Source organism: Fusibacter sp. QWL-12, from assembly GCF_058683495.1.
Map to the genome: position 1 here is coordinate 247,273 of NZ_CM178745.1, position 16,976 is coordinate 264,248.

Annotated in this window: 17 protein-coding genes; 2 read left to right on the forward strand and 15 right to left on the reverse strand. The window is 38.8% G+C overall.

All coding sequences use genetic code 11. The features are described 5' to 3' along the window. Positions 1–54 precede the first annotated feature (54 nt). From AC4PID_RS01475 to miaB, 7 genes are all read right to left on the reverse strand, one after another. On the reverse strand, positions 55–1,758 hold the full coding sequence (locus tag AC4PID_RS01475) for a hypothetical protein (RefSeq protein WP_492133815.1): 1,704 nt from the start codon (positions 1,756–1,758) through the stop codon (positions 55–57). A gap of 23 nt (positions 1,759–1,781) precedes the next feature. Then, positions 1,782–3,068, reverse strand: a complete 1,287-nt coding sequence (locus tag AC4PID_RS01480; RefSeq protein WP_492133816.1) for a hypothetical protein — start codon at positions 3,066–3,068, stop codon at positions 1,782–1,784. Positions 3,069–3,087: 19 nt separating this feature from the next. Next, positions 3,088–4,464 (reverse strand): hypothetical protein, encoded by a 1,377-nt coding sequence (locus AC4PID_RS01485; RefSeq protein WP_492133817.1) that lies wholly within the window; start codon positions 4,462–4,464, stop codon positions 3,088–3,090. 50 nt (positions 4,465–4,514) lie between these two features. Beyond that, positions 4,515–5,057 (reverse strand): hypothetical protein, encoded by a 543-nt coding sequence (locus AC4PID_RS01490; protein WP_492133818.1) that lies wholly within the window; start codon positions 5,055–5,057, stop codon positions 4,515–4,517. 121 nt (positions 5,058–5,178) lie between these two features. Beyond that, entirely contained in the window at positions 5,179–7,488 is a 2,310-nt protein-coding gene (mutL, locus tag AC4PID_RS01495) for a DNA mismatch repair endonuclease MutL (RefSeq protein WP_492133819.1), read from the reverse strand. A 44-nt stretch (positions 7,489–7,532) separates the two neighbouring features. Continuing rightward, entirely contained in the window at positions 7,533–10,217 is a 2,685-nt protein-coding gene (gene mutS / locus AC4PID_RS01500; RefSeq protein ID WP_492135405.1) for a DNA mismatch repair protein MutS, read from the reverse strand. 3 nt (positions 10,218–10,220) lie between these two features. Further along, a complete protein-coding gene (miaB, locus tag AC4PID_RS01505) occupies positions 10,221–11,633 on the reverse strand; it encodes a tRNA (N6-isopentenyl adenosine(37)-C2)-methylthiotransferase MiaB (protein ID WP_492135406.1) in 1,413 nt (470 codons plus the stop codon). Positions 11,634–11,763: 130 nt separating this feature from the next. On the opposite strand from miaB, the gene AC4PID_RS01510 reads away from it, so the two are divergent. Further along, complete coding sequence (locus tag AC4PID_RS01510; RefSeq protein WP_492133820.1) at positions 11,764–12,084, forward strand: hypothetical protein; 321 nt, start codon at positions 11,764–11,766, stop codon at positions 12,082–12,084. A gap of 2 nt (positions 12,085–12,086) precedes the next feature. After that, on the forward strand, positions 12,087–12,326 hold the full coding sequence (locus tag AC4PID_RS01515) for an AbrB/MazE/SpoVT family DNA-binding domain-containing protein (protein ID WP_492133821.1): 240 nt from the start codon (positions 12,087–12,089) through the stop codon (positions 12,324–12,326). A 22-nt stretch (positions 12,327–12,348) separates the two neighbouring features. On the opposite strand, the gene AC4PID_RS01520 is transcribed toward AC4PID_RS01515, so the two are convergent. The 8 genes from AC4PID_RS01520 to AC4PID_RS01555 form a co-directional block, all read right to left on the reverse strand. Continuing rightward, a complete protein-coding gene (locus AC4PID_RS01520; protein ID WP_492133822.1) occupies positions 12,349–12,861 on the reverse strand; it encodes a hypothetical protein in 513 nt (170 codons plus the stop codon). Next, positions 12,858–13,829 carry a hypothetical protein gene (locus AC4PID_RS01525; RefSeq protein ID WP_492133823.1) on the reverse strand — a complete coding sequence of 324 codons (972 nt, stop codon included), beginning with the start codon at positions 13,827–13,829 and terminating at the stop codon, positions 12,858–12,860. Before AC4PID_RS01525 ends, AC4PID_RS01520 begins: the two co-directional genes overlap by 4 nt. A gap of 81 nt (positions 13,830–13,910) precedes the next feature. Beyond that, on the reverse strand, positions 13,911–14,609 hold the full coding sequence (locus AC4PID_RS01530; protein WP_492133824.1) for a hypothetical protein: 699 nt from the start codon (positions 14,607–14,609) through the stop codon (positions 13,911–13,913). Then, positions 14,596–14,931, reverse strand: coding sequence for a hypothetical protein (locus AC4PID_RS01535; protein ID WP_492133825.1), 336 nt, complete (start codon positions 14,929–14,931; stop codon positions 14,596–14,598). Before AC4PID_RS01535 ends, AC4PID_RS01530 begins: the two co-directional genes overlap by 14 nt. Next, a complete protein-coding gene (locus AC4PID_RS01540) occupies positions 14,928–15,404 on the reverse strand; it encodes a phage holin family protein (RefSeq protein WP_492133826.1) in 477 nt (158 codons plus the stop codon). Before AC4PID_RS01540 ends, AC4PID_RS01535 begins: the two co-directional genes overlap by 4 nt. Before the next feature lie 22 nt (positions 15,405–15,426). Beyond that, a complete protein-coding gene (locus AC4PID_RS01545) occupies positions 15,427–15,717 on the reverse strand; it encodes a hypothetical protein (RefSeq protein WP_492133827.1) in 291 nt (96 codons plus the stop codon). Between the two features lie 11 nt (positions 15,718–15,728). Beyond that, positions 15,729–16,307: a hypothetical protein gene (locus AC4PID_RS01550; RefSeq protein WP_492133828.1), complete on the reverse strand. Its 579-nt coding sequence runs from the start codon at positions 16,305–16,307 to the stop codon at positions 15,729–15,731. A 1-nt stretch (position 16,308) separates the two neighbouring features. After that, on the reverse strand, positions 16,309–16,974 hold the full coding sequence (locus AC4PID_RS01555) for a pyocin knob domain-containing protein (protein ID WP_492133829.1): 666 nt from the start codon (positions 16,972–16,974) through the stop codon (positions 16,309–16,311). Positions 16,975–16,976 lie beyond the last annotated feature (2 nt).

Here is a 16,976-nt window from a genome sequence, read left to right on the forward strand (position 1 = left end):
TTATTTGCCTCTTCTGAAGGTAAAAAGATATATATTTTCAAATGAAAGTCATAGTTATTTGACTAGCTGAAACTTAAGAAAAGGAAAATCGGTCTCAAAGACAGATTTGTCTACCTGATACTGTACATTCTCATACTCCGTATGAATCGCTACTGTAACTTGATTGCCTTCGGCACGAATTCCCAAAGAAGCGATCCCACTCGTTTCAGAGTATGGATTTATCAGATATTGAATACCATCTGCCAGTTTGGATCGTCTCATTGTATTTTCTAGGAAATCACCCATGTACGCATCTGTGAACGTAAATACAACGACGTTTTTCTCCGTTTCGTCATCTTGTATGGTTGCTATATGAACGGTTGGCACATCTACATGAGCGGCATAAAACATACCCTCATCATCTTGCAGAGGTCCAAACTTGATCTCTAGTCCCTCTAAAGTAAACACAATTCCAGTGATCTCACCTTGTTTTAACCCTTGCACCGTAAGCTCATCTGCTTCCTTATAGACGATAGGTGCCCCTGGCAGTACGACGACTTCCCCCTGCTGATCGATGATCACATCGTAATCTAGCGGAAAGCTTTCATAGGCTGTATCATTGAAAATTCCTTTAGATCGAATGAGATAATGGTCTGGACTATACTGTTCTACGATGGATAGACCTTTAGATAAAATTGGAATTTCTATTTGTTCTTCTTCAATTAAATCATAGAAAAAATAAAGCGTCCCAATGCCTCTGTCCTCACCACAAAATGCAAGGGTTTCAGACAAATGTTGGTAATGAACCAGATTTTTGAGACTCGCCTTTGCTATTTCATGATTAATAACTTCAGTGTTTGAGTTCGTTTTCATGGTCGATGTAAATGAAATCGCAGGAATTTCTTGAGACCATTTTGTATATTGCTGATACGAGACGTCAAAAAGTTCAGAATGAAAATCGCCATCGATAAGGACAAATCCAGCCTCTTTATTAGGGTTTTCATATGGTATCAGTTCGCCTTTTGAGTCAAATGGATATCGTCCTACCCAGTCAAGAGATATCATAGGTAGCTCATATAATTTTGAACTTGACTTTAATAAACGTTCACTTAAATCAATCTCATCTTGATTTTCAAATTTGATGCGTTCCCATTGTGAATCTACCTCTGAGTCACCGTTCAAATTTGTATCAATCACAAAGGTCCTTATTGGATATAGATAATTGTCCGTTCTGTAGCCTATGTAAAAAAATCGATTTAAGTCAGATAGCGATTTATAAACCACTAAATCTTCAGGTAGATCTGACGTCTGCAAACTAATCTCTATGTCCTCAAACTCAAAAACGGTTCGATCGGCATGGCGCTCTGAAGGCACAAGTGCATCTGAAACCATTTCTTCAAAAAAGTGCTCAAGCTTATGTGTTTTAGTTAAGGTTTTTCCATCATTATATGTAACCGTAATGATCAGATCCATTCGATCTTGCTTGGCTAAAAAATCGTAAGTGTCGAGCGGGATATACTGTATATCACCATTTGGTACCAGTTCAATCTCATTTTCTTCTGGACTGACATTTTTATAGTTTTCAAGGTAATAGGTCACATACTTAAGTTTTGCCGATGCAACTTGCTCTGAATTGGGAATCGCATAACTCACTGCAATTTGAGTATGATCATACTTTGCGCTCATTTGTATCAGATGTTTTGGTGCCAATAACATAAAGCTTAAGATGCCGATGATAACGATAAGTCCTGTATAGGCTATGACGTTTTTCCCTTTCATAATCGCTCCTTGTCTTTGACCTATTATTTGTAATTGTCGTTGATATTTTGTATTTTCCAGTAAAGTAACTCTGAGAGCATTTGATAGTGATGGTTATCTCTCGTTAGAATCCAATTTCCCAGTGGAAAAGTATAATATGTGTCTTGATCAAGCGGTGGTCCCAATGGTGATATTATGCCTTCAAATTTGATATCAACGGAAGCAGTTGCTGGCCAATAGTCGTTTTTATCATCAGGATCGTATGCGAAGTACCCACTAGATAAGTCTAATTCGCCATAATAGATCTCAAGATTTTTGTAGTCTACGATTCTAAACGACCAATCTTCATTTTGTGTTTTGAAGCTTTCTAACATGTTTTCAAGCATCGTTTGATAGACTTCCTGAATGCTCAGTGCGCCAGTAAGATCCTCAAACAGATAGCACTCTTCAATTTCATAAAATGTCCTTTTCTTATTTATGTAGTTTTCATCCTCTTGAAAAGAATCGTCATTATAAGTATTGTGTCCGGGTTGGTCCTGTGATGAGGCTTCCCAATACAGCCCACTTTGAAGCCAATAATTACCGTTCTTCTCTGCGATGCCAATTTTAAATGTATTCTCACCGCTAACTGCTTCAGTTGCCCCATTGAATGTAAAATAAACATCATACAAGTAGGATTCGGGAAAGTTTCTGTATTCAATCGGAATAAGAGGTTCATATTTTTCTTGCAAAGCAACACTTCTAAGTTCTTCCACAGAAGGGTCATCACTATGTATGCCTCTTATTAAAACCTCAATGTCGATGTTTTCTTGATCTGCAACCGACTGCCAATATTCATCTAGACAAAGCATCGCCTCTTCTTCTGTTAACGCTGTATCGGTCATTTTATAAAACCATTGACTATACACTGTGCGCACTGATTTTTCATATCGGTAAGTGCAGTTGTACCATGCATCCATACCAAACAAAGTTTCCACATATTTTTTCTGCTTCACTATGATTTCATCAGGACTTCTCTCCATAACAATACCATTTGAAGCCTCGACTTCAGGAATTTGTCCGAGATTGTAATTATTAAATAGCCTTGGGTCCGCATAGCCACTTTGCATGGACTGGATATACCGTTGAATCGTTTCTTCCAAATTTAGTTTTTGCTTACTCAATTGAATGTCTTGATCGCTTTGGATTGGCAAAGCTTTTACAGTCTCTCTCTCATCAGCCGCATGAATTACATCACTGGTCCGATCTGGTAATAGTAAAAGTAAAAAGCTTAATAGGATCAAAAAGATTAGAATCAATGCGCCTATAATTATCTTATGCTTTGACTTCACAGATATCCCCCCAAAGTCTTTACTCGCTTAGATCAATTGCCAGTTCAAAGTTTTGTGGCCCATGTAATACGACTTTAGTAATTTCATCTTTTGAGATCAACCGACTAGAGGCGTTCATTTCAGCTACTGGCGGTGCAATCTGAAGATAGGTTCTAAAGATGCCCTTTCCAAGATAGTCATATGAGACCAATCGGCCCATATTTTTTTCGATACGTTCCCCATTACTCAGTATCACAGTTGCACTGAAAACTTGAGGATAGAGCGCTTCTAAAGCATAGACGCCACCCATATGCACATAATCTTGGTCAATAACTAGAGAAAGTATCTCATCACTTTCCTCTAAAAAAACATCGTAAATAGATAAACGAACACCATTATTATTTAATGAAATTGGCAAGCGATTCATCCCCACTTGATAGATGCCGCCGATTTGTTCAAATTCACTTATGTCCTCTTTTTCAGAGCTTTCTGCGTAAGGCGGGGTCTCTTTCATATAAACCATTAAACTCTTCGCCAAAATAACCATAGCCTCTTGAAGGGTGATCTCCTTTTTCGGTGCGATTTCACCTCTGAGGTTCGTGGACAATACATTAGCCTGATACAAGGTCGTCATCGCATCCTGCATCGATGTATCGATTGACGCGCCATCTGTGAAAATACGGGCATCCGCTTTAACGGTACTAAAACTAGGATCGATAACTTTTAGAACTTCCACCGTCAAAGCTGCCGCGAGCTCACGTGTCAAAATCTTGGTTTCATCTGTATCTTCTTTCAATACTTTTATGGATTGCGGCAGCATTCCTGTCGTATACTTTTCAGGAAGATAGTGACTCAAGGTTTGACGGATAGAGTCATAAAAATTCCCCACTGTCGCTTTTTCTGTAAAAATCAGATTTGAATCGGTTCTCACCTTGATTGCATTTAAAAGATAAAAGTAAGGTCTGGCCCATGAATCAGGTAAGTGCGCAAAATAAGTAAAGGGCAATTGTGCAATGTCCACCATTGCCATTCCATTTACATTATAGGTTTGAAGTTCGTATGTATCAATTCTAGTAGTAATATCGCTGATTTTGACCTCTAAACCTTGGTTGAGTTTAGGGACAGCTACGGGATTTAATGGCGATGCAGAATTTATAATAATCTCGCGACTTTCCGATAGCCACTTAAGCTCATAGCCTAACGTTGCCAAATCTCTAAGTAATACCAGTTGTTTAACCGCGTCATCACTGCTTTTCACATCGTAAACTCGCATAGGTGCATATTCTTGACCGTTAAAATAATAGTTTGAATCTTTGGATATACCTATCAAGGTATCTGCGAAGTTGACCTGAGAAAGTATCAAACTGAATAAGAATATCAGTGAAACATATTTAAAAATAATGTTCTTTGGGCTCATAAAACCTCCTTCAAATAATAATAATCTCTTCAGCTAATAAATGACTTTGATTAATAACCTTTAAACACGTAGTATCCTTCTTTTGATTCTGAAACCAAAGGTTGTCCCTTTCTAAAAGTATAAAAATAACCAACTGTAGAAAGGTAATTCATCAATAGCCACATACTGGATATGCCTCTCAGCTCTATGAACTGACAATAAACGTATTCTTCATGCGTCAACTCCTTTAGGACAACTCCTTTTTCAGCTAAAAAATACCTGCCATCGATGATGGTGGTTCCACCTGCAAAAAGCGTCCCATTGTATAAGAATATAATAAACGTTATGACAAAGAAAAGTGTGATCGACCAACTGAGCCATTTGGGAAGTAAGCCTAATAGTTTGAACAAGTCGTAATCGCGTCTGTTGCCTTTTAAATTCACTTTAACGATGTTGTATCCTAGCATCGTAAGGGTCAGCAGAAATACCAAAACAAACCAAAGCTTAACGATGATGTCAACCTTCGAAAGATCGAAAAAGAAATAGGTTGATAGATGAATCAATACCCCCGTAACGAGCAGTACAATATGTATGATAAAAAATATGATTTGCATCCTTTTCTCCTAAAAAAAATAAAGCATCTTCTTGCCACTATTTTATAACAAATACTGGAAAAGAAAATGCTTATTTGTAAAGTGATACCAAAATGAAATATTTCAATTTGGAAAAGAATGATTATAAAATTCTCTTGAATTTCTTCTCTATTTCAGTCAGTGAAAAACTGATGATAATTGGTCGTCCATGTGGACAAGTATATGGCGACTGGAGCCCTTTCAGGGACTCAATCAGCGCCGCCTCCTCATCACTGTGAATCGCATCGTGCGCCTTAATCGCCGCCTTACACGCCTTCTCCGCTATCTGATAGCGCATCCGGTCGTCGACGTGATCCCTGGCGTTTTCGAAGATCGCCTGTACCAGCTCTCGCCCCTGAGACAGACTGAATAGCGTCGGGATTTCGCGCATCACCACGCCATCGTCGCCAAACACTTCTACAGCAAATCCCATATCGTGTAACAGTGGCGATACCTCATCAAATCGCGTCATCTCAAGCTTGCTAAAGGACAAAACCTCAGGAATCAATAGGAGCTGTGACTGAATGTCACCCCTTTCGAAGGCTGCCATAAACTGCTCAAAAAGAATCTTCTCATGTGCCGCATGCTGATCGATGAGATAGAGGCTCTTGTCTTTTTCATACAGCAAATAAGTGTTGTTAAACACACCCACATATCTTAAATCATCGTAGATCGTATGGCGGTCTTCAAACTCGTTTTCAAGCGTGATCGGTGCATCCAGTACGACACCCGATTCCTCAAGTGCAGAAGTCGCAAAGCTCGTTAACGAAGAAAAATCAAACTGCTTCGGTATGCTATTGCTGCGACCTGTGGATTCAATCTTTTCATATGCCATTGAGTGTGACGGATAGGGACGATTCATTTGACGTTTACTTTCATCAACTAGCGAGTCATTATTATCTTTTATAATCGCATTATCCGCATATTGATTGCTTTCAACTACAGTATTGTCTTTGACTTGATCATTGACTTGATCATTGACTTGATCTTTTTCTTGATCTTTTTCTTGATCATGGTCTTTACTTCTATCTTGAATCTTTACTTGATCTCCATCTTGACCTTGATCTCGGTTTTGATCTCGGTTTCGATCTTGGTCTCGATCTAGATTCTGAGCTATATTTTGGTCTTGATTTTTATCTCTATCATTTACTTGATCTCCGTCTTGACCTATGCTCTCATTATTAAAACCATCTTTGAACCTACTATTGATACCTTTACCATCTTCGACATTGATATCGCCTTTTAACGCATCGTCTAAATCACTATTACTATTACCATCACCAATTATATGATTCTTTGCACCTGATTTAACACCCTTCCCAGCATTCATCGACAACTGTGTCATCTTCTCGGCTTCAGTCGGTGCGGTTTTCATAACAAAGACTTCCTTTTCTTTAAAGGTTACCTTTGGTACTTGATCGTACAGATTAAATGCCTTTTTAAGGGCGCTGTAGATAAACTGTTTCACTGCACCATCTTCATGGAACTTGATTTCAGTCTTCGCCGGATGGATGTTAACGTCGATCTCGCTTGGCGGAATCTCTAAAAACAGCACGCAGACAGGATAACGATTGTGCATCATATATGGCTTGTACGCCATTTGAATCACTTCTTTAACTAGGTCGCTCTTAACGTATCTGCCATTGACGAACACCAGCTGATAGGCACGAGAGCCCTTTGTATAATCAAACCTTGAGATATAGCCATTTAGTGTTAGACCATCGGCTTTATCTGAAATCTCATATAGGCCTTTTACCATACCTTGATCAAATACGGCAAAGATGGCATTCATCAGGCTGCCTTTCCCCTGTGTATGAAAGACGAGCTTGTCGTCGGATGTGTATTTAAACATCACTTCTGGATGTGAAAGCGCCAAATAGCCCATAAGCTCAGTGATAGAACGCCCCTCAGCAGAGTCGCTTTTTAAGAATTTCAAGCGCGCAGGCGTATTGAAGAAAAGGTCTTTGACTAAGATCGTCGTCCCTTGAGTCGTTCCAATTTCACTGATTTTAAGGATTTTACCACCTGCAGCCTCTACACGTCTACCCACGGTTTCGCCCACTCTAAGCGTGATCAGCTCCACAGAAGCCACAGCACAGATACTGGCAAGGGCTTCCCCTCTAAAACCAAGAGATGCGGTTAGATACAGGTCTTCGATACTTCTAATCTTACTGGTGGCATGGCGTTCAAACACCAACGGGAGATCGTCATAATGAATCCCATTACCGTTGTCAGATACCTTAATAAAGCTTTTGCCACCTTTTTTAATCTCAACGCTGATTTGCGTTGCACCTGCGTCGATTGCATTTTCTACAAGCTCTTTGATGACCATTGCTGGGCGCTCTACAACTTCGCCCGCCGCAATTTTACTTGCAGTACGCTCATCGAGCTTCATTATGCGATTGTCGTTCATACAGCTCCCCCTATTGACGATTTCATCATTTTTCTATTGGTGCATCACTTATCCGCCTTAAACTGATTCACGATGTTGTAAAGCGCATTCATCGCTTCAATCGGCGTCATTTGCTCCACTTCAAGCTTATCTAGGTAATGATAGAGTCCTTCGGAAATCTGGTTTGCACCTGATGACTGTGCTCTAAAACCATTACCTGATTGATGTTGTGAGCCATTTGTCCCACTGCTTTGACCACCCTCTAAAGCAGTATCCATACCAGATTCAGCCGTCAAGTTTTGAATGTTGTTGTTAATATCGTTAATTTCCAGCTTCGCTAGAATTTGCTTTGCACGTTCTATTACGGGGTCAGGTACACCGGCAAGCTTGGCAACCTGTATCCCGAAGCTTTGGTTTGCACCACCACGTTCAATCTTTCTTAAAAAGATGATGTCATCTCTAGACTCTTTGACCGAGATTCTAAAGTTGCACACCCCATCGATTTTACCCTCAAGCTCTGTGAGCTCGTGATAATGCGTCGCAAACATGGTCTTCGCATGAATGCCCGAATGCTGACTGAGGTATTCCACCACGCTCCAAGCGATGGACAAACCATCGTAGGTGCTGGTACCTCTACCGATTTCATCTAGGATGATCAGCGATTTTGATGTCGCATTGTTTAATATGTTCGCCAGCTCGTTCATCTCTACCATAAAGGTCGATTGACCTTGCGAAAGGTCATCTGAAGCGCCTACACGGGTAAAGATGCGATCGACCACACCGATCTCCGCCTTTTCCGCCGGTACGAAGCAACCGATCTGAGCGATCAAGGTAATCAGCGCCACCTGTCTTAGATACGTCGATTTACCTGCCATGTTCGGCCCTGTGATGATGTAAAACTTGTGCGCTTTTTGATCCAACAGCGTATCGTTTGGCACGAAAGGCACTTCGTTGAAGATTCTTTCGATAACCGGATGACGGCCATTTTTAATTTGAATGGTGTCTTTGTTCGTTACTTTAGGTTTTACAAACCCATAGCGGTAGCTACACTCTGCAAACGACAACAGCGCATCGAGTGACGCAATCGCTCTCGCCGTCTTCTGAATGCGGTCGACGTGTACCATGATGTTTTGCTTTAGCTCACTGAAAAGCTCTTGCTCAAGGCGAACGATTTTTTCTTCTGCACCGAGCACGGTTTCTTCCAGTTGTTTGAGCTCAGGTGTGATGAAACGCTCTGCATTGGCAAGCGTCTGCTTTCTGATATAGGTTTCAGGGGCATTTTTCGCACTGCCCTTGGAGATTTCAATATAGTAACCAAAGACTTTGTTAAAGCCTACTTTTAACGTTTTGATGCCCGTTCTCTCACGTTCAGATTGCTCGATTTCAAGAATCCAGTTCTTGCCGTTGGCAACCGCATCGCGCAGCGTTGCGATCTCAGGGTGATAGTCGGTCTTTATAACGCCACCATCTTTGATGGTATAGGGCGGTTCCTCTACGACACACGCATCGATCAAGTCATAGATATCTGAAAGTGCATCGATGTCTGCGTTGATGGTTTCAAACTCCCCCTCTTCCAGCGTATCGATACAGCCTTTGATCTCCGGTAGAACAAAGATTGACTGTTTTAGTGCAATGAGGTCTCTCGGATTAATGCTTCCGTAGACCAGTTTTGATGTAAGTCGCTCTAAGTCGTAGATTTGCTTTAAATGCGTTCTAAGATCACTTCTCAGTAACAGATCATCCACCAGTACCTCAACGGTGCTGAGTCTTTTTTGAATTTCATCTATGTCGATGAGTGGTTCTTCCACCCATGCCTTTAGTCTTCTCGCGCCCATAGCGGTGCACGTTTTATCCAAAACCCACAAAAGACTGCCCTTTTTATCCTTGGTGCGCATGGTTTCCACAAGCTCGAGGTTACGACGTGTGAATTTGTCTAGCACCATGAATTTGGAATGGCTGTAGATGTCGATTTTGTTAAAGTGATTCAGCGGTACCTTTGCCGTCTCTTCCACATACGCAAGGAGTGCGCCCGATGCAATCAGCATGGCGGAAGGCTCGACAAAGCCCACACTTTCCACTGAAAAGACGTTTAAAATACGCGTAATGATGCGCTCAGAAGCGTGGATCTGAAACGCGTGATCGAGGTATGGCGTCACGGTGACGCTAAGGGCATCCAGTTGTCCGAGCACCTCATGCGATAATGGTGTGCGCTCAGAATAAATCAGCTCACTTGGTTCAACCTTAATCAGTTCGTCGATCAGCTTGTCCACAGAACCAAACTGAGTGGTTTTCATCAGCCCAGTGGTGATATCGCAGTATGCCAGTGCCAAGTTGCCTTCATACTCGCCCACAGCAGCCACGTAGTTGTAATTGCCTTCATCCAGCATCTCAGGCTCGGTAATCGTTCCCGGCGTGATGATTCTCACAACCTCGCGTTTTACCAGTCCTTTCGCCAGCGCAGGATCTTCCGTTTGCTCGCAGATGGCGATCTTGATTCCCTTTTCCACCAGCTTTTTAATATAGCCATCCACCGCATGGTAAGGCACCCCACACAGCGGCGCTTTTTCTTCTAGACCACAGTTACGGGCGGTCAGCGTGATTTCAAGCTCTCTAGACGCACGAATCGCATCGTCAAAGAACATTTCGTAGAAATCGCCCAACCTATAAAATAGGATGTAGTCCATGTAGTTTTCTTTAATTTCGAAGTACTGACGCATCATTGGCGTCAGCTTGGATTTATCTATCGTCATCATTTACCGTACCACCGATTCAAACTCGCCAAACAATGAGAATTTCTTAGGTTTTGTAATCTTCACCATCACCAGCTTGCCGATCAACTCAGCATCGCCTTCAAAGGTCACTGTAAGGTTGTTTCTCGTACGTCCCATCAGGACTGCTTTTGAGCTCTTAGAGAAATCCTCAACCAAGATTTCAACGGATTTGCCCTCATATGAATGCATCCTTTCTTCAACCATTGGATTGAGTACTGAAAGCAGCTCTGTAATTCTAGCGTGCTTTACATCCTCTGGCACCTGATCTTCAAACTTCGCAGCAGGGGTTCCCGTTCTGATGGAATAAAGATACGTAAACGCCGAATCATAGCCCACACGCTTTACGATATCCACCGTCTCAGCAAAGTCCTCATCCGTCTCACCAGGGAAGCCCATAATAATGTCAGTGGTTACGCCAAGCTCAGGCATTAAGCCCCTTGCACGGTCCAATATGTCGAGGTATTGTTCTCTGGTATATCTGCGGTTCATGCGTTTTAAAACGGAATTGCTACCCGCTTGAACCGGTAGATGCAAGTATTCACACACTTTGTCAGCAGCTGCCATGGTCTCGATGAGCTTTTGTGAAATGTCCTTCGGATGCGACGTCATAAATCGAATGCGCTCAAGGCCTTCTATGGCGTTGACTGCAAGGAGAAGATCCGCAAAATCAGCAGGATTTTCAAGCGTCTTACCGTATGAGTTGACGTTTTGTCCCAGCAGCATGACTTCTTTTGTGCCATTGAGTGCAAGGCTTCTGATTTCTTCTACGATGTCCTCAAGCTTACGACTGCGCTCTCTGCCTCTTGTATAAGGAACGATACAGTACGTACAGAAATTGTCACAGCCAAACATGATGTTCACATAGGCTTTAACTTCTTTCTTGCGATTGGATCTCATGCCTTCTATGACATCGCCCTCTGTATCCCAAACCTCAACCACTTGACCTTTCCCTGTCAAAGTCGCCTCTAACAGCGAAGGGAAGTTAATCAAATTGTGCGTTCCAAACACGAGGTCAACGTATTTATATTTTTTCTTAATCTCCGCAACAATATGCGGTTGCTGCATCATACAGCCACACACCGCAAGTGTCAAATCCGGTTTTTTCTCTTTTAGCTTCTTCACATGCCCAAGATTACCATACACCTTAAACTCGGCATTCTCACGCACCGCACACGTATTAAATATGATCAAATCCGAATCGTCAAACTTCTTCGTGATCTCATAGCCCATATCCACCAGCATGGCATTCAACTTTTCTGAGTCGTGCTCATTCATCTGACAACCGTAAGTTTGAGTAAGCACGCGTTTTCTTTTTCCGGTTTCCATATAATATTGATCTGTAATATTTCTTATATTACGAATGCTTTCGTCATTCTTATTGACGATCTCATCCATTGATTTAATATTAAGTGTTTCTCTTTTAGACATTCTTATTTCCTCCCATATAGCCAAACAAAGTTCGTATCTTATCTATTATATCAAAAGATATCAAAAATAAAATGTCCTTATGTTATACTAGAAAAAAATGATTGGAGTTTATATGCCTCAAATAATTCAAAAGAATCCTTCTAGTTGTTCAAAGATAATACATGTAAATGCACGATCCATATCCGAGTTATGCGAAGAAAATAAATTAAATTTATTGCCCATTAATCTTGGTGGTGGACTAATGCTTCTTGTCCAATCGAATACAGAATATGATAATCCAAATTTTCTTTTCGAAAATATGGGTATTTCTGGAACTGTTTTTGTGGTAAGATTTACCAAGAACAAATTAGTCGACATACGCGAAGATGACTTAGAAAAATTCTTAGAACAAATCACACTAATTGAGGAGGAATACTAATTTTGAAATCTACAGGTATTGTTAGATCCACGGATCCACTAGGTCGTATAGTAATCCCAATTGAACTTAGAAGGACATTAACTATAGACAAAAAAGATTTGTTAGAGATTTTCACTGATGGTGACACAATTTTACTGAGAAAATATGAGCATTCTTGTGTTATATGTGGTGAAGTTGGAAACACTGTAATGTTTAAGAATAAGATAATCTGCAGAAATTGCATTGATGAAATAAAAAAATAGCTGCTAAGTGCAGCTATTTTTATTAAAAATCAATATACTCTCCTTTTTCTTTTTCATTCGAACCCTGAATACTATCGATTATTCTAATTGTGCTCATTATCACTTCAAAAAATATTACCAAAGCTGTTGAAAAAATCACAATGAGTATAGTATCAAACGCTCTCCCAATTCCTTTCACTGCCCATGAATTATTAAATATTGCTATAATGCTTGAAATCCCAAAACTTAGCATTCCCAACTTCATATACAGTACCAAAGCTTTTAACAGTTCTTTATTGTATGCTTTTCTCTCGCATGCCGATACTAATATACTCATTGAAGAAAATATTAATCCAATAAGGACCGTTGATATTGAAAATATTGTATTTTTATCGAGAGACATATTATCAAGAATCAAAAAGTACTTCCTTAAGTCAACTACAATAATTTTATGTCTAGATAATACTGAAATTAACAAAACTAATACAAAACTTATTATTGTAATTTTTGAGGTCGATAGAAGCTCAATAAACCCTATCTTTTTATTTTTTTTCATTTATAACTCCCATTTTCATCTAGGTGTGATGGAATGTTCCCCCTTACTTTTATATATTCATTTCTTATATTTGTAAAAATTATTTCTGATGCAATTTGTTTATACCCATCCTCAATTTCATAAGACATTTTTAAAGCAAAATATGATCTTAATAAATCATGTGTTGTAACATATTGATCAAGATCCTTATATGCTGCGTTAATAGTTAGCGAATTTAAATTAATCAAATTATTTGAGTCCTGTGTGTTGCTTATTAACTTAAGCTCTTTAATATAATCCAAAACATCATTAATACTATCTTCATCTTGATCAATATCAGTTAGTTTTATAGTTACTTTTCTAAATGGTAAATCCTTCTTAAATCGTTGTTGTAATGAAAGTGTTGAATTTTTAAATGCATCATTTGCAGAGTAAAATGAATATTCTAGACCTGTAAGTTTTTTAATGTTTTCTTTTTCTAGTGCAATTGAATTTGGAACAAAACTAATATCAAAAAATACTTCAACACTCTTATTATCTCTTGTTTTGCCTGACCCTTTTAGAAATGCAATACAAAAATCTTCTAGACTAGGTGCAGATGCCCCACGCATTACAGTTAATATTAAGTTCTTTTTATCAATCACAATGTAGAGACTTTTGAAAAAATACTCATCTGGATCAAGGTTTATATCCTTTTCAGATTGTTCTTCAATATTCATTTGTTTCATGTCGTATATTGGTACTGGTTTAGATACTTCAAAATAAATGAAATTGTCATCTGAATTATATGTAACTACGAAAGTATGTGATAATGATTCTAAATGAAACCTACAGGTCATTAAACCATCCTCATGCTGAACATACTTATCTGCACTCTTTATAATTCTCTCAAAATACTTCTCAAGATTAACTTTCTTAAGATGCCCATCAGAATTCTTAAACCACATATGGTAGAATTCTAATTTCTTATAGATTTTTCTGTTTGCCATCTTCAATCCTCCATTGTAAATACTTACCACTAGTATAACATCGATAGAGGTTGAGTCAATAAAAAAGCGACCATAAGGCCGCTATTTATCAATTTCTCTTAAAGCATTTTTTAACGCAGCCTTTAAGCTGTCTTTATCAACAATCCTATTGCCTTTAAGAGCATCTATCCAATACTTCTTACTTGTTATCACTTTGTGCTTAATAAGTTCTTCAATAAGCGTTTCAGTTTCATCAAGTTCATATTCAACCCAAGGAAGTTTTCCATGTTTTGTCCACGATCTACCATTCATTCCTTGGATTGGTGCGATATTAAGGCATGCTGTAATTTGTACTTTGTTCTTCCACTTGGTTGTTGCTTCAACAACTTTTCCTCTTCCAACATAAATGCCGATGTGACCAGTCATCCAAACAACTTCACCAATTTCAATTTTTGAAAAATCTAACGATATATCATTGCACATTCCAATGGCCACATTTGCATTAATATCTGGTACACCATTATTTGTGTACATAGCCCCGCCGTAACTTCTTGAAATATCTCCATGCCAGCCCCAAAGAATCCCTTTGATAAGACCAATACAGTCGAATGCAAATACATTTTTACCAATAAAAGATCTAAATAACTTTTGTCTTGCCGCACTATACCATGAGTAATACTGCTTTGATTTCTGAGTGATTAGTTTTTCTGATACAGGTGCACCAAAAGTTCCCCACATGTAAACTGTATTAAAGTTCTCAGCAATATTGATCGCTGCTTCAGCAAAATCAGTGTTTTTCATTTGCGCCTCCAATGCTTTCATTAAATACACCGTCATCAATATAGTCCATAGCTCTGTTATATAGATACTTGATTAGCTTTCTTAATATATCTTCAGGAATTGCTTTGTGCAGCCACGAAGGCAGATATGAAAGTATTTTCATTACCACATAGTCTTCTTGCTCTTTTCCAGTTAAAAGAACTGTATCTTTTGACAGTTGTTTTGCGCTGAGCATAATAGCCGTTACTTTGGTTTTGAATCTTTCCCATTCAAAAATCGCGAATAGCAAAGAGCAAAGCAATAGAACTACTACAAACCTAAAATCAAACAATAAATCTTTCACTCTTTTTCCTCCTCTTTCAATAATTGATCGCCTGCATTTTCAACTTTACCTTTTAATATTTTTATACCTTTGACTAAGAAATTCGGTAGATTTATACCTCTATTTGCCAAGTTCTCTAGAGTGCTTCCTGCTTCACTAAGAATAAACCAAACCAATGAGATTACAGTAAATAGGTATGGCCACTCAAATGGCAATGTAAAGATGCTTGTGTGCCCAATCAAAATCATTATTAAACTATCCAAAATTAGTGCAATAATTATTGCCACAAAAACCAACGCTTTTTTAATGCGGCCTTCAGTTGCTTTCTTTGATTCCCATTCACCTTTGCTGCGTGCAACTGCGGATCCAGTGATGTAATCAATCGCCATTGCTAATGCAAGCAAAACAAAAAGTGCTCCTTGCCAGCCTATAAAATAGAAAATGACTGCAAGTGCACTTGATATTGTGAGCTTAAGCTCTCTGATATTGTCCAATTTTCCCTCCTATATATCAAAATTAATTATTTGGATAGCCTAACAGCAATGCTAATTCAGATTGTTCAGTACTACAATCTAAATCTAAAAGTTTTTTATCTGCTATTATTGTTTTTAACTCTTCGATTCTTAATTGCTTTTCCTCTGCAAGTCTTTGCGACTCTTTTTCTTTGTCTGTCGGTATTCTTACAAGAGAGTGTGAATTAACCAATTGGCCATCTAAATCTAAAATCATTGTGTCATATACTTTTAAATGCCAACAAGTACCATCGGGCATGATATGGTTTTCATCCTCAAAAATAATATTTCCCATAACTCCTCCAACTATTCTAATAGATAAACAATCCAGTCTCTTGCTCCTGCTGAAGCATTCCCATAAAACTGTAAAGATGAATTAAATCTCAAAAACAAACCATTTAAACCAATTGTGAATGCATCTCTATTAAATACTTCAACACCATCAATTAGAATCTTTTGTCCAATACTTGGTGCGTTTAAAAGTAATAAAAATCCACGCCCAGTGATCGACTGTATTAAAGTTGTTTTTGTACCTCCATTAGTTAAATTATATTTCTCAACAACTGGTGTTGCTTTTCTTAGATCGTTGCTTCCTATTCCAAATAATGCATAGAATCCTGTTGTATCCGTCGTTCTAATTTCTAAGCTACTTTTATAAGGTATCATTAAAGTTAGAGATTGGTTTGCATTGGCAAAAAATCTAAATCGCAATACACCATCTACCCAAATATGACCTTCAACATTACTTCCTCCTGGATATATTGCAGTTAAAATACCTAGACCTGTTTTTGATATTTTAGTAGTAGTGGTCAAAGCAGTAACCACACCACCTGCGTTTCCTCTAAATTTAATTCCTTTTCCGCTAACGTTTGATTTACCTACCATGTTAAGCCCCCTTAATGACAAAGTAGTTAAACACCACAGAGCCAGAAGGTATACTTTCTGCAAATAAAGTTAATGTATTTGTAGATGTCTCGCTAAGCTCAATGCCTGCTTCATCAGCTATAGCTTTTGTTGCTCTATTAAACCTGAACTCAACAGTGTCATTTGATGTTAATCCTGTAAAAGAAATATCTTTTTTTACAGGATAATCAGCATCACCGCTTGCTACCCATCCAGAATTAGTAACAGTTATCCCTGAGTTTTGAATGAGTTGATTATTATCTGACCACACTTTTTTCCAGGCTGACCAAGTTCCACTGACTCTACGCCTAAAATATATACCATAATTATCCGAATTATATGGAATGGCAATTTGCATACAGTTATTTGCTGTGCCAGTATCAAACATGTCACCATAAGCTACTGTCATAATATAAAAATAGATTCCCGATACAGGGTTTGCGGAACTATTTGTCAAGAAAAATGGTGCTACTGGTGAATTGGGGTTACTGGTTGCTCCATAAATACTAACTTTATTCATCAAACCTTCAAATGAATTAAATATTTCCTCTAACCCTAATTCTATATGGTTCATGTTCTCAGCATCAATTGATGTGCCATCTTGAACGCCAGGTATATCATTTATCCATTCTTTTTTTATATACGGCATCG

Excerpts from the sequence above, each read along its gene's own strand:
- AC4PID_RS01475 (WP_492133815.1), bottom strand. The coding sequence starts at position 1,758 with ATGAAAGGGAAAAACGTCATAGCCTATACAGGACTTATCGTTATCATC.
- AC4PID_RS01485 (WP_492133817.1), bottom strand. The coding sequence starts at position 4,464 with ATGAGCCCAAAGAACATTATTTTTAAATATGTTTCACTGATATTCTTA.
- AC4PID_RS01490 (WP_492133818.1), bottom strand. The coding sequence starts at position 5,057 with ATGCAAATCATATTTTTTATCATACATATTGTACTGCTCGTTACGGGG.
- mutL (WP_492133819.1), bottom strand. The coding sequence starts at position 7,488 with ATGAACGACAATCGCATAATGAAGCTCGATGAGCGTACTGCAAGTAAA.
- mutS (WP_492135405.1), bottom strand. The coding sequence starts at position 10,217 with ATGACGATAGATAAATCCAAGCTGACGCCAATGATGCGTCAGTACTTC.
- miaB (WP_492135406.1), bottom strand. The coding sequence starts at position 11,633 with ATGGATGAGATCGTCAATAAGAATGACGAAAGCATTCGTAATATAAGA.
- AC4PID_RS01510 (WP_492133820.1), top strand. The coding sequence starts at position 11,764 with ATGATTGGAGTTTATATGCCTCAAATAATTCAAAAGAATCCTTCTAGT.
- AC4PID_RS01520 (WP_492133822.1), bottom strand. The coding sequence starts at position 12,861 with ATGAAAAAAAATAAAAAGATAGGGTTTATTGAGCTTCTATCGACCTCA.
- AC4PID_RS01525 (WP_492133823.1), bottom strand. The coding sequence starts at position 13,829 with ATGGCAAACAGAAAAATCTATAAGAAATTAGAATTCTACCATATGTGG.
- AC4PID_RS01530 (WP_492133824.1), bottom strand. The coding sequence starts at position 14,609 with ATGAAAAACACTGATTTTGCTGAAGCAGCGATCAATATTGCTGAGAAC.
- AC4PID_RS01545 (WP_492133827.1), bottom strand. The coding sequence starts at position 15,717 with ATGGGAAATATTATTTTTGAGGATGAAAACCATATCATGCCCGATGGT.
- AC4PID_RS01550 (WP_492133828.1), bottom strand. The coding sequence starts at position 16,307 with ATGGTAGGTAAATCAAACGTTAGCGGAAAAGGAATTAAATTTAGAGGA.
- AC4PID_RS01555 (WP_492133829.1), bottom strand. The coding sequence starts at position 16,974 with ATGCCGTATATAAAAAAAGAATGGATAAATGATATACCTGGCGTTCAA.